The 13,197-nt window shown below is 38.6% G+C and carries 14 protein-coding genes; 5 read left to right on the top strand and 9 right to left on the bottom strand.

The annotated features are described in order from the left end of the window. Window positions 1–27: 27 nt before the first annotated feature. A complete protein-coding gene (locus tag SOI81_RS12290) occupies window positions 28–351 on the top strand; it encodes a hypothetical protein (RefSeq protein WP_081409516.1) in 324 nt (107 codons plus the stop codon). Window positions 352–470: 119 nt separating this feature from the next. On the opposite strand, the gene SOI81_RS12285 is transcribed toward SOI81_RS12290, so the two are convergent. Then, on the bottom strand, window positions 471–737 hold the full coding sequence (locus tag SOI81_RS12285) for a hypothetical protein (protein WP_163118419.1): 267 nt from the start codon (window positions 735–737) through the stop codon (window positions 471–473). A gap of 657 nt (window positions 738–1,394) precedes the next feature. On the opposite strand from SOI81_RS12285, the gene SOI81_RS12280 reads away from it, so the two are divergent. The 4 genes from SOI81_RS12280 (at window position 1,395) to SOI81_RS12265 (ending at window position 3,972) form a co-directional block, all read left to right on the top strand. Then, the gene (locus SOI81_RS12280) at window positions 1,395–1,952 is read left to right on the top strand and encodes a TetR/AcrR family transcriptional regulator (protein ID WP_320540842.1); all 558 of its coding nucleotides are present in this window, start codon (window positions 1,395–1,397) and stop codon (window positions 1,950–1,952) included. Window positions 1,953–2,240: 288 nt separating this feature from the next. Continuing rightward, window positions 2,241–2,912 carry a CsgG/HfaB family protein gene (locus SOI81_RS12275; protein WP_239977121.1) on the top strand — a complete coding sequence of 224 codons (672 nt, stop codon included), beginning with the start codon at window positions 2,241–2,243 and terminating at the stop codon, window positions 2,910–2,912. A gap of 17 nt (window positions 2,913–2,929) precedes the next feature. After that, window positions 2,930–3,298, top strand: coding sequence for a DUF4810 domain-containing protein (locus tag SOI81_RS12270; RefSeq protein ID WP_224993209.1), 369 nt, complete (start codon window positions 2,930–2,932; stop codon window positions 3,296–3,298). Continuing rightward, a complete protein-coding gene (locus SOI81_RS12265; protein WP_320540841.1) occupies window positions 3,295–3,972 on the top strand; it encodes a DUF799 domain-containing protein in 678 nt (225 codons plus the stop codon). The genes SOI81_RS12270 and SOI81_RS12265 overlap by 4 nt, the downstream gene beginning before the upstream one ends. A gap of 77 nt (window positions 3,973–4,049) precedes the next feature. Here SOI81_RS12265 and SOI81_RS12260 read toward each other — a convergent pair whose 3' ends face one another. The 8 genes from SOI81_RS12260 to SOI81_RS12225 form a co-directional block, all read right to left on the bottom strand. Then, entirely contained in the window at window positions 4,050–4,409 is a 360-nt protein-coding gene (locus SOI81_RS12260; RefSeq protein ID WP_320540840.1) for a hypothetical protein, read from the bottom strand. A 376-nt stretch (window positions 4,410–4,785) separates the two neighbouring features. Next, window positions 4,786–6,144: an amino acid permease gene (locus SOI81_RS12255; protein ID WP_320540839.1), complete on the bottom strand. Its 1,359-nt coding sequence runs from the start codon at window positions 6,142–6,144 to the stop codon at window positions 4,786–4,788. A gap of 145 nt (window positions 6,145–6,289) precedes the next feature. Further along, window positions 6,290–7,735, bottom strand: a complete 1,446-nt coding sequence (gene puuB, locus SOI81_RS12250) for an FAD-dependent oxidoreductase (RefSeq protein WP_320540838.1) — start codon at window positions 7,733–7,735, stop codon at window positions 6,290–6,292. A 19-nt stretch (window positions 7,736–7,754) separates the two neighbouring features. After that, on the bottom strand, window positions 7,755–9,086 hold the full coding sequence (gene puuP / locus SOI81_RS12245; protein ID WP_239968811.1) for an APC family permease: 1,332 nt from the start codon (window positions 9,084–9,086) through the stop codon (window positions 7,755–7,757). Window positions 9,087–9,273: 187 nt separating this feature from the next. Then, the gene (locus SOI81_RS12240) at window positions 9,274–9,981 is read right to left on the bottom strand and encodes a cache domain-containing protein (protein WP_000191916.1); all 708 of its coding nucleotides are present in this window, start codon (window positions 9,979–9,981) and stop codon (window positions 9,274–9,276) included. Window positions 9,982–10,046: 65 nt separating this feature from the next. Then, entirely contained in the window at window positions 10,047–10,766 is a 720-nt protein-coding gene (gene rmpR, locus SOI81_RS12235) for a FadR/GntR family transcriptional regulator (RefSeq protein WP_002120532.1), read from the bottom strand. A gap of 55 nt (window positions 10,767–10,821) precedes the next feature. Then, window positions 10,822–11,592 (bottom strand): nuclear transport factor 2 family protein, encoded by a 771-nt coding sequence (locus tag SOI81_RS12230; RefSeq protein WP_320540837.1) that lies wholly within the window; start codon window positions 11,590–11,592, stop codon window positions 10,822–10,824. Window positions 11,593–11,620: 28 nt separating this feature from the next. Next, a complete protein-coding gene (locus SOI81_RS12225) occupies window positions 11,621–13,051 on the bottom strand; it encodes a gamma-aminobutyraldehyde dehydrogenase (RefSeq protein WP_320540836.1) in 1,431 nt (476 codons plus the stop codon). Window positions 13,052–13,197 lie beyond the last annotated feature (146 nt).

Here is a 13,197-nt window from a genome sequence, read left to right as displayed (position 1 = left end):
AGTAAGTTATTTCTTGCAATTTTTCTTATGATGAATCTTTCAAATACATATGCTGCAAAGATACAGGCTGTAGATGCTGAATTACAGGAGAGTGCTGTAGATGCAATGGAAGCTGCTGGAGCAGAAGCTGTAGAGGTTGGTGGGCAAGAGGCGATATGCCGTGCTGACGATGCGTGTGATGTTGCATCTGCTGTTTCTGAGGATGAAATGTACGGTGGCATTCAACAGGAATATGTCGTAAAAGGCTGTAAGGTAACAATCTACAACGATGGGCCTGTGAAAATGGTCGATGTAAAGACGGATCAGCCATGTAATGCTCCACTTCCTAAAGACCATAAATTTTCTAGATAGAGCCTGTTAAATTATTTTTAAAAGCTAGGTCACGGTTATCGGGCTTAGCTTTTTTTATTTAGAATGTTGTTTTAATTTAATTATCTTATAATTTGGGGTATAAATTTTCGTTAAAAAACTTATTGATTCCAATAAGTACTAAACATTTCTTTAATGCCAATTTCATCTTCCATATATTTATTAGGAGATATTTTTAATCCAACACCACTCAAATATATTACCGCTTTCCAAAGAAGCTCCTCTTTAATCGGAGGATCAAAAAGTAAGTCTTGGTTATCCAGTGCATTCATTCTTTTTCTTGCCCATTCTTCAGCATCCTCTCGGCTGATTTTATGGTTTAACAGATCATTGAATACTTCTTGTACATCTAATAAAGATATTTTCATTTCATCGTTTTCCATTCTTTTATATTCTATATTTACCCACCTAAAATAATATATCTATATAAATTTTCACCCCTTTATAAACCCCACTTTAACAATAACTCATTCATTATTTATCCTTACTTTTTAATGATCTAATTTAAAGCAAATGTCATTTTGTGTGCTTGACTGTAAAAGGGTAGAGCACTATTCTTTGCCTGCTGGCCACATTGCCAGTCGGTTGTCGCAGACCGTGAAAACAAAGTCGATATGCAAAATTCTTATTTTGTGTGTCGGGAACTCGTTCGCCCCCTTTTTCTCTACGGTAGGGCGGAAGGGGGACACCCTCGGGTGTGCTGGTTCCTTTGTTTCCAGTCTGCGAACCCCCTTTCGTTCTGCCACCATAATTTTAATGACTTGGCAGAACTCCCAATAAAAAGGAGTTGGCTTTGCACATTCATTATTTCTTGGCAGCCTTTGCCAAAGTCTATATCGACACAACTTAAACGTTAAAGCAGTTTGATTACCTAAAGGTTTTCAGGCTTTAAATCGTCACGATTAAAACTTAGCAACAATAAAACTTGAGATGTGCCAAGCACAGTCTTTATAGGCTTTGCTATGCCTTTTTTTCTCCCAAAAAAGTATCTCACTTACAACAAGAATTTTATAACGGTAAAAACTATGCCACATTCAGATCTTCCATTTCGTGCTTTAAGCGTGCTTCATACTTCAAGATTCTTGTTTAATAAATATGGTTTTCATAAAGTCGGAGTGGACCGCATACTTGAATCTTCAAAAACTTCAAAAGCAACTTTTTATAATTACTTTCATTCAAAAGAACGACTTATTGAAATGAGCCTAACCTTTCAAAAAGATGGGCTTAAACATGAGGTGCTTTCAATTATCTATGTTCAAAAAGATTTAACGCTGCTTGAAAAGCTTCGCAAACTTTACTTTTTACATGCCGACTTAGACGGACTCTATCATTTGCCATTTAAAGCTATTTTCGAGATAGCGAAAACGTATCCAAAGGCCTATCAGGTCGTTGTTGACTATCGAAACTGGCTGATTAATGAAATCTATCAATTGCTTTTAACGAGCCATCCAAATGCCTCAAAACAAGAGGCGCATATGTTTTTGTTTGTAATTGATGGGGCCATGGTTCAGCTTTTAGACCCAAACAAACCCGATGAAAGAGAGCGGTTATTGGAATATTTTCTAATTTCTTTGGGTAAATGAAGTGAGGGCATAATTAAGAAAAGATACTAAAAATCAGATGTAAAGCCAGAAAAAATCGTTACTCGCTTTATTCCTGTATTTATAATATTTTTTAAAATTACTTAAAATGATTACAGACATATATCACTGCAACTAACTTCGAAAAACTCTTATAAAATAGGAGTTTTTTTATTAAATAGAAGTTCAGAAAATATACTTTTTACTTAATGGTTACATTATTGAATTGTTCGATAATCTTTTTGTATATAATATATATTCTTTGTATTTTGTGATTGTTGTAGAGTAACTATGAAAAAAATATTAATCATTACTACTTTGAGTTCTTTCAGTTTAATGGCATGTTCAACTACTGAAACTTCAAGAACGATACAAAGCCCGCAAGTGGCTGTAGCAACAACACAAATTAAATATAATGGAGTAAAAGCTCCAGTTTCTATTGGTAAATTTGATAATCGCTCTAGTTATATGAGAGGTGTTTTCTCTGATAATGTAGACCGTCTAGGCGGACAAGCAAAAACTATTCTTGAGACACATTTACAGCAAACTGGTTATTTTACAGTTTTAAATCGCGATAATTTATCTGAAATTAAACAAGAAGTAGGTTATAGCAATACGAATCAAGCTATTAAGGGCGCTCGTTACGTTATTACTGGTGATGTATCTGAGTTTGGTCGAAAAGAAGTAGGCGATCAACAATTATTTGGTATTTTAGGGCGTGGTAAACAGCAAGTTGCTTATGCAAAAGTTAATTTAAATATTGTTGATGTTAAAACATCAGAAGTTGTGCATTCCGTACAAGGCGCTGGTGAATATGCACTAGGAGCTCGTGAAGTATTAGGTTTTGGTTCTACAGCTTCTTATGATTCTACTTTAAATGGCAAAGTACTCGATTTAGCTGTTCGTGAAGCAGTTAATAATCTAGTAACAGATATTCAAAATAACCGTTGGTCTGTTCAATAATTTTGGATATTTGTTAAATGCAAAAAATTCTTTTGAGCAGTTTTCTTGCTATAGGATTGGTTGGTTGTGCCGCTGGTCCTCAGCCTTTATATAATTGGGGAACTTATACTCATCAAACCTATTTGATGTATAACGCACCTGAAAAAGCTACGCCAAGTACGCAAATCGCAAAATTAGAAGCTGAAATTGAACAAACAAAAGGTAAGGGCTTAGCTGTTCCACCAGGTTTATATGCTCATTTGGGATTATTGTATTTGCAAGAAAATAATTCTCAAAAAGCAATTGAGTATTTCCAGCTTGAAAAACAAGTATATCCAGAATCTACAGTTTTAATGGATCGCTTATTGCAAAAAATGAAGGCTAAGGGTGAGTATACAAAATCATGATTAAGAAATTTTTAATTGCTGGTTTGGTCATCTCTAGCCTTGCATTTACGGGCTGTGCTGTTACTCCATCACCTAATAAAGATATTACAGCTTATAAAGCTCATATGCCAAAATCGATTTTGGTATTACCGCCAGTCAATGATTCACCAGATGTAAAAGCGACTTATAGTTATTGGCCTACTGTAGTGGCACCTGTAGCGGAAGCTGGTTATTACGTTTTTCCCATCTCTGTTGTAGACAATATGTTTAAAGAGAATGGTGTTACTAATGGCAGTGATGCACAGTCAATTGCACCTCAGAAGTTGCAAGAGATTTTTGGCGCCGATGCTGCTTTATATATTCGAATTAAAGAATATGGTACTAAATATCAAGTGGTTCAAAGTGTGGCTACAGTTAGTGTTGATGCAAAGCTTGTTGATTTAAAAACTGGAGATGTGATTTGGACAGGTGAGAAAAAACTTGTTCAAGGAAGTGATAATGGTAATTCGGGTTTAATCGGAATGGTCGTTGGTGCTTTAGTGGAACAGATTGCTGGCAGCTTAACTGACCGCGCTTATCCATTAGCAGGCATGGTAAATACTCAACTTTTTACCCCGACTAATTATAATCCGGGTATGGGGTTGTTATATGGTCCACGTTCACCAAAGTATCAACAAGATGGAGTAGCTAAGTAAATTATTATTCCAGCTGGTTTATAAATTTTTGGTTACGCCGGAGAGCTAGAGCAACTAGTTCTCCGGCTTAATTCGTTTTACTTCTTTTGCTTAAAACGATAATTACATTTCAAGCAGCGATAGTCTTGAAAAATATTTTTATCGATCATCACGCCTGCTTTTTTACCAAAAATATTACCAACGACACCGCCAGTAATTCCTGCACTAATGGCACCAACAAAAGTCCCTACAGTTCCACCAACAATCACGCCTAAAGGGCCAGCAACAGTACCAATAGCTGCTCCAACAGTCGCGCCAGTTGCTGCACCACCTACCGTACCTGCAGTTGTGCCAGCAGCTGTCAGTAAAACACCACCAGTTGTTCTAAGTAATTTGTCATGGTCACGTGCTTCAATTTCTGTAGAACCACACTTAGGACATTGCAGAGCTTTTTCCATAAAATTTCCTGTCTTTCATCATTGAGAGACACAGTACGGCGCTAAATCATTTAAGTGGGTAAAGAACCTGTCTTACGATGGAGTATCTTTTGCCTGTTGAGTGATTGCAACGATAACTGGTCTGCTTTGATTTTAGCTGAACATTGACACAAATATTTATAGATCATGTAAACACTTGTACTTTAATAATTATCTCATTAAATACCAATGTTTAGAATGACTAAGGCTTACATATCAGTGTGTCTAGCAAAGAACATTTCAATAATGATGAATAGAATGTGAAGGGTTTTTTGAGTAGATTTTCTGAAGTTACTTAGGGTAATGAGCTGTAAAATGATAAAAGGCTTATCCTGTTTGAATAAGCCTTCTTTAAAGATTAGATTGATTTTTTCCAACTTAAAAATTTATATAGTCCAAACATGAAGGTAATCCAGATTGGAATTAAAATCACCGATTTTTCAAATCCTTGAGTCCACATGATGTATAAAATCATGCCAATAAAAATCAAAACAATATAGTTACTCAAGGGTGAAAATAGAGCGGGGAATTTGGCAACTTTATTTTCAAGCTTCATGGCGTGTTTAAACTTTAAATGAGTAAAGCTAATAATTGCCCAGTTTAAAACCAGTGCAGCTACAGCCATGTACATGAGATAGCTTAAAGCTTGTTCTGGGATAAAATAGTTCAGTAATACACAACCAAAAATCAGAATAGAAGAAAAGATAACAGCAGGCGTTGGAACCCCTTGTTTGCTGACTTTTGTAAAAATTTTGGATGCGTGACCTTGTACTGCTAGGCCATATAACATACGGCTGTTTGCGTACATACCGCTGTTATAAACTGATAGTGCAGCCGTCAAAATAATAAAGTTGAGCAAATGCGCTGCCCAGCCAATACCAAGCTGGCTAAAAATCATCACAAATGGGCTTTTATCTAAACCACCGAGGTCAAGCTGATTCCAAGGAATGAGCGACATAATGATAGCAAGCGAAGCCACATAGAAAACTAAGATTCGAAAGATAACTTGGTTAATGGCTTGTGGAATGCTTTTTTCAGGATTTTCGGCTTCAGCTGCAGTCATCCCAATCAGTTCAATACCGCCAAAAGCAAACATTAAAAAGGCGAGCATATAAAATAGGCCCGAGAACCCATGTGGGAAAAATCCGCCATGCTGCCATAGGTTTGCAAAGCTAGCGATAGAATCATTACCTGTGGTAAGCAATAAATATAAGCCAAACACGATCATGGCAATGACCGCTGCAACTTTAATAATGGCTAACCAAAACTCAGATTCACCATAAAACTTAACATTGCCTAAGTTTAAACACGTGACTAAAACAAAGAAAAATAAGGCTGATATCCAAGCAGGAATGTGGGGCCACCAGTAATGCACATATTTAGCAACGGCTGTCAGCTCGGTCATCGCGACCAAAATATAAACCACCCAATAGTTCCAGCCCGATAAAAAACCAGGGAACTTGCCCCAATATTTTTGTGCAAAGTAACTAAAGGAACCAACCACAGGTTCTTCTACGATCATTTCACCCATTTGGCGCATAATTAGAAATGCGACCAAACCGACAATGGCATAACCTAAAATAATAGAAGGACCAGCAGACTGGATGACTTGTGCAGAGCCTAAAAATAAACCTGTCCCGACAGCACCACCCATGGCAATTAACTGGATATGGCGATTTTTAAGTCCGCGTTTTAATTGGGAAGATGAATTGCTCAAAATATATGCGCTGAATAAAAAAGCTGGCGCTATTGTAATAGATTAGTTAGGGATAACCTAGTTTGAAAAGGATTTTACTCAGCTAAATAAAAGGGATCCGTACAAACTATACGAATCCCTTTTTGAAAACTGGTTATTTTATAAATTAGAAAGATACCATTTTGCCCGGATTAATCATTGCACCGATGCCATACATACTTTTCGCGAGTGGAATAACAACGGGGGCAAGGGTACGACCAAACATAATATTTTGATGATCAATTTTAGATAACATTTCAAAATCGTTAGATTGCCCAACAAAGTCATTCGCAATGGCTCTACCAATACGTACAGTCTGTGCAACGCCATGACCACTCCAGCCGTGAACAGCATAAATTGGGAATTTATTGCCAAACTTACGGCTATCGACTGCACCATTTACGGTTAAATCAGTGGTTCCACTCCAGACAAAATCCATTTCTAGATTTTTAATTTGCGGGAACACGGTATGAATTCGATGCTCTAGATAATTTAAAGTTTTCTCTGGACCCCAGCATGTTCCTGTGCCTTGGCCTCCAAATAATAAGCGGTTATTAAACACGGGACGGTAGTAATCAATCTGGAACTGGGTGTCGTAAACTGGATGCCCAAATGGCAAAAGCTCTTTTGTATCAAGCTCTAGCGGGGCAGTCGTTGCAACATAAGTATAGAAAGGGATAGTGGTATTGTTTTGCTCTGATAAAAGTTTAAAAGAAGCATGGTGTACTGCTAACACCACAGACTTTTTAGCTTTTACGATGGCATTTGCTGTTTGAACATAAATACCATCTGATTTTTCTTCTATTGAAAGGACTTCTGTTTGTTCATAAACAGTACCGCCATTTTTGCAAAAGCCATAAATTAAACCGCGGTTTAAAGCTAAAGGATGGATTTGTCCACCCAACTCATCAATTAAACCACCTGTGTAATAGTCAGACTTAATAAAGTCCATGAGTTCGTGTTTACCCACAATACGGGTATGGTCTTCACCTAAATATTTTCGTGCATCGGCGCCTTGTGTTAAACCAACTAAATGTCCTTCATGAACGGCAGCAGTAATGTGACCATGTTTTCGGTCAAAGTTGAGCTGGTATTTTTCTGAGATGTCATCAATCAGCTGCATGGCTTCCGTAGAGGTAAAATGCCAGAGTTTTTTGGCATCTTCGTAGCTTAAGCGATCGGCCATTTCTTGGGCTTCCCAACGAGCTAAACCAGGGGTGAGTTGTCCACCATTTCGACCAGAAGCTGCGCTACCTACGCGGTTTTTTTCTAATAAAACAGTCTCTACGCCTTGTTCAGCTAAATGTAAGGCCGTAGATGAACCTAATAAACCACCACCAATAACCACCACATCGCATTCAATATCAGCTTTTAAACTGTCAAAGGTATGCCAATCAGAAAGCGAGCTTTCATAGTAGTTTGCTGGATTATCTACCGCTGTGCCTTCTACAGTAGTTGTGTCAAATTTTGCATGTTTTGGATTTAACCAGCTCCACTCTTTGCCCACTTGTAGAGATTTACTTGGTTTATATTCAACGTCTTTTAAAAGTTGAGGTTTAGAAATAATTTTCATGACAAAAGTTCCTTAAAAATTAATAAGCGTTACTAATAGCAATGCTTTGTTTTTTAATCGTTTTATAGATAAATAGGAGAATACCTAAAGCTAACCAGAAACATCCAAAAATCAGTGAAGATGAGTCAAGATTAAGCCAGAGGCAAATAATGCTGATCACAGAGATAAGCGGTAAAAAGAGGTTTAGAAATTTATTTTTAAACCCTGAGCGCTGTTTATCTTTAATATAAAACTTCATAAAAACTGAGAAATTTACGGCTGTAAAAGCGACTAGCGCACCAAAGCTAATCAGACTGACGACTTGGGCTAAGTCTAGAAAAACCGCGGACATCGAAATAAGACCAACAAACAAAACCGAAAAAAACGGTGTACCTAAGGAGATGTGAATTGTCCCAAAATACTTTTTAGGAAAAATATTATCGGTGCCCATTATATACAGTAAACGTGAAGCACTGGCATGAGAAGCGAGACCAGAGGCGACAGTGTTCATAATTTGCCCGCATAAGAATACGGATTGGAAAAAAGCGCCACCGACATAAAGCACAATTTCAGGCAACGCTTCTGATGGATGCTGAAAGCGTAGATTATTTGGGAAATAAAGTTGAATAAACCAAGCGGCTGTGAAAAAAATAAGTCCGCCAGCGAGAGTCGTTAACATGACAGCACGGGGTATATTTTTGGTAGGTTGTTTGGTTTCATTTGAAAGCGTAGTAACCGCATCAAAACCTAGAAATGAAAAGCACAAAACTGAGGCACCTGCAACGAGCGGTAGTATAGATTGGTGTTCATGCCAGAGTGGAGCCAAAGTAAGCACATGCTCATAACCTTGAGTAGAGCCAATACCCTTAATCACTAAATAAACAAAAATGACCATGAGGATGATAGGTGCAAATACAAACAATAGACTCAAATTGGCGAGTAACCGAATGCGGAAACAATTCACTAAAGTGACTAGGCCCGCCGATACAAGGACCCAAAACCAGTAAGGCAGACTTGGAATTAGTGCTGTGAGATAAATTGCAGCAAGTAAAACATTAATGAGGGGCAGTAATAAATAGTCGAGTAGGGAACACCAACCCACAAAAAAACCGCTTTTTGGCCCTAAACTTTCAGCTGTATAACTGTATGCAGAGCCTGATTTTTCAGAATTTTTACTAAATCTTGCATAGCTCCAAGCAGTGAGTAGCATGGCGCCAAGTGCAAGTAAATAGGCCAGTGGTACGTGTCCATTGGTAATGCCAGAGACAATACCGAAAGTGTCAAACACCGTCATGGGAGTCATGTAGGCAATACCAATAATCGTGACTTGCCAAAGAGACAGTTTTTTTAAGGAAGACGTTTTATTTTCCATGTCATTTCAACCTCAAATTCGTTGTTTTGCTTTTCATCCGGAAAAGCGATGCTATTTTTGAGCCAAAACTTCCCCTAGACTTGAATAAACACGTCTATTTGGAGAAAGTTTGTACAAAAGTTGGTGGCTGTTTCGCCTTGGTGATGCCCTAAAGCAAGATCAAATATTTATATTTTTCGACGTCACTCTAAATCACGACCAGTTGAAAAGATTGACACGGCCGTGACAAAAACTGCTCAGGGCTTTGGCCTTTAAATAATGTGCCTGTTCTGATAGTGATGTCATTTGAAGTAATCACTCGAGAAGAGTCGTTAATCACAATTGCTTTTTGTTTTATGTTTTTAAGCTTAGGCATAAGAATTTTTTCGAGTGCGGAAACTAAAATATCGGTAGCAATTACGCCGATAAATTGATCACGAATCATGACCGGATGGGCAAGGGTGATGGTGTATGCACCATTGCAGATATAGTCGACATATGGTCCATGGATGCACGGACTCTTATTTTGAGCAGGTTTATGGAACCATTCAAAAGAGCGGAAATCTAGAAATCGCTGAGCATTTTGATAGTTTTCAAGCTTAGCTTGTTGCAATTGATCTTCTTTTTTATACCACCATTCGAGTGTCCAATAATCTTGTTCTTCTTGCGTTGCAGGGCTATAACTTGCAAAGCCGATGCCTTGACTGTAATGGCTTTCCTGTAAGGCTTTTTTAATTTCTTTTTGCAAAGCTGAACGCTCTGAACCTGAAAGCTTAACGTCTTTCGTTTTTTCAGGTTCATGTTTTGAGAGAATTTTACTCGCTTTGGTCGCCAGCTTTTCTGTAATGGCTGTCGTTTCCTCCACCACCGTTTTTAACAAATTTTGAAGCTCTTCTATATCTAAATGTTGGGTCATTCCTATAACTCCTAAAATTCCGTATTTCTCACTTGATACTTTATAAGCGCTCTACTTTATTGTTTTTATTCGATAGATAACTTATATCGAAGCATTTGGTCTGTTAGCATCGAAATGATTTTTCGTGCCTGAATAACAGCATCATCTTCATTGCCTTGAACAAAAGATGATAAAAGTTGGTGGTATTGAGCGACGACCGATTGATGAAACTGATCATCTTGGTAAAGCACAGCAATGAGTGGTGCCCATTCGGCTTGTATGGTTAACTCTTGATTTGCCAGTCGAGCTGATTGAGCAAAAGAGGTGAGTGTTAACAAGCAACGTAAATCAAGTTGGGCACGTGTGTCTGCTTCAACGGCCTGTTCAAATTGATCAATAAGTTCTTTGATTTTGCCTAATTCATATTCAGTGGTTCTTTGTGCTGCCAAATATGCACCATGGCTTAAAATTGCACTATGAAACTCGCCTAAATCAGCTAGATACTCATTGGACGCTTGGCGAAGAGGGTGTTTGTTTAAGAGTAAATCGGAAGGTAACTCACAAACAAAGCTTCCGCCGTTTCGCCCGCGTCGTGTATCAATCAGACCTTTTACGCGTAAAGTATTTAAGGCTTCACGTACTGTAATCGGTGACACTCCCATTAAGCGAGCTAGATCCGCCTCGTTAGGAAGCTGTTCATTGCTTTTGAGCAATCCAGAGATAATTGCATTTTCCAAGCGTTCTACAACTTGTTCCGATCGAGTTGCCTGAGCGATAGGTGCAAAAATTATCGTATATGCTGACATGGCGAATTCTCTAAAAGCTAAGTCAGAGACTTAGCTTAATGAAACGGATAAATGGTTAAAACACGCCATATTGATGGACTGCCTGCTCATCTTCAGGCACAGCTGGTATTGCATCCCAAAGTTCAACAATTTTGCCATTATCGACTCGCCATAATTCAAAATAGGCATGTCGATTTCCGGCAATACTTCCTTCGGAATGTGTCAAGACAAATTGACCATCAGCAATGGAGCGATGCGTTTTGGAGTATACCAAACCTTGTCCTTCATTACGGATATTGTTCAAAAAATCAATTACTGCTTTAACACCATCGCCAATATCTGGGCTATGTTGAATGAATTGATCATCGTGGGTGTATTCTTTAAAAGCTTCGTAATCGCCATCAATTAATGACTTTTTAAAGAAAGAGGTCACAATCTCACGATTTTTCTCTGCATCATGGTGAGTGATGATTTCAGTTGGTCCATCTAACTGCGTTCTACCGCTTACATTCGGTGCAGCTTCTGCCACAAGACCGTCCCAGTGTTCAACAATTTTGCCGTCTTTCACTCGATAAATATCAAAACCGACTAAAGGATTTTCATCTAACCCCTGAAAGCGACCATGAATTGCAACCAAGTCACCGTCTGCCAGTACACGTACAGCTTCATGTTGCATGTCGGGGCAGTCTTCTACCAGTTGGCGAAGGCCTGAAAGACCATTTGCAACCAGTGGTGAGTGCTCTATAAAGTCTTCAGAAAAATAACGGTCCAGAGCAGTGGTGTCGTGCAAATTAAATAGCTCGTGATGGGCTTTAGTCACCAAGTCTTTCATTTCTTGTTTATTCATTTTGATCTCCTTTCAAAGTTCATTGTTATTATTCGTTTGAACTCATCACATGTTTAATACGGGTATATTCTTCAAAACCGTAGCCAGATAAATCTTTACCATAACCTGATTTTTTGAAACCACCGTGTGGCATTTCTGCGGTTAAAGGAATATGAGTGTTAATCCAAACTGTACCGAAATCCAGTTCACGAGACAGACGAGTTGCACGGGCATGATCTGTGGTCCAAACACTTGAAGCTAGGCCATATTCAACGTCGTTGGCTTTTTCAATCGCATCATTTTCATCTGTAAATTTCTGAACGGTAATCACTGGTCCAAAAATTTCATTTTGAATGGCTTCGTCGTGTTGTTTTAAGCCACTAATAACAGTGGGTTCAAAATAGAAGCCTGGACGGTCTGCTTGTTTACCGCCTGTTTCAACTTTGGCATGAGCAGGTAAGTTGTCAATGAAGGCTTTAACATTTTTTAATTGATTGGCATTGTTAAGCGGACCATAAAGTGCATCTTGATCATCAGGTTCACCGAAACGGGTATTTTTTGCAGCTTCAACGAGTTTAGCTAAAAATTCATCATGAACAGATTCAGCCACAATTACGCGTGTTGCCGCAGTACAGTCTTGTCCTGCGTTGAAATAGCCCGTTAAGGCAATCATTTCAACTGCTTTATCAAGATCGGCATCTTCAAAAACGACCACAGGCGCTTTACCACCAAGCTCAAGATGAGCTTTCGCTAAATTTGCTGCGGCAGAAGCTGCAACTTGTAATCCGGCACGAACCGAACCTGTAATAGAAACAAGAGCAGGGGTTTTATGTGATACAACTTTTGAACCGACCTGAGCCTGACCTAACACCACGTTAAATGCACCTTTAGGGAAAAATGGCGCTGCAATTTCTGCCAATAAAAGCGTACTTTCAGGCGTCGTATCGCTTGGCTTAAGTACCACTGTGTTACCTGCAGCCAAAGCTGGTGCAATTTTCCAAACCGCCATCATGAGTGGATAGTTCCAAGGCGTAACTTGGCCCACCACTCCAACAGGTTCACGGCGAATAGAAGAGGTTAAACCTTCTAAATATTCACTTGAAGCTGTGCCATTGAGTAAGCGGGCAGCGCCTGCAAAGAAACGAACCTGATCTGCTGAAGCGCCCACTTCTTCAGATGCAATTAAGTGTTTTAACTGACCTGTATTACGACTTTGCGCCTCAATTAAACGCTCTGCATTTGCTTCAATCGCATCTGCCAAATTTAATAATGCTTTTTGACGAGTCGAAGGTGTACTACGTCCCCAAATTTTAAATGCTTCTTTTGCAGCAGCATAAGCTGCATCAACTTCTGCCTCAGTTGCATTCGGTGATTGTGCATAAACTTCACCAGTCACGGGGCTTACCAAATCGAAGTAATCAGATCCTTTGCTAGCAACATATTCGCCGTTAATAAAGTGTTGTAGTTGAGTTTTAGCCATTTTTTATACCTTGTCCTTAGGTTTTAACATATAACATATAAGACTATATGTATTATGTTTTAAATTATCTGTCAAATGCTTTGATAATGGGAGTGGGTGAAAAAAGTTGGAATTTAAATCAGATTAGATTTTAAGTATTTGATTTG

The sequence above is a fragment of the Acinetobacter pittii genome (genome assembly GCF_034067285.1).
In the GTDB taxonomy this organism is placed as follows: Bacteria; Pseudomonadota; Gammaproteobacteria; order Pseudomonadales; family Moraxellaceae; genus Acinetobacter; species Acinetobacter pittii_E.
The sequence above is the reverse complement of the archived record's forward strand: the minus strand, read 5'-3'. Positions and strand labels throughout refer to the sequence as shown.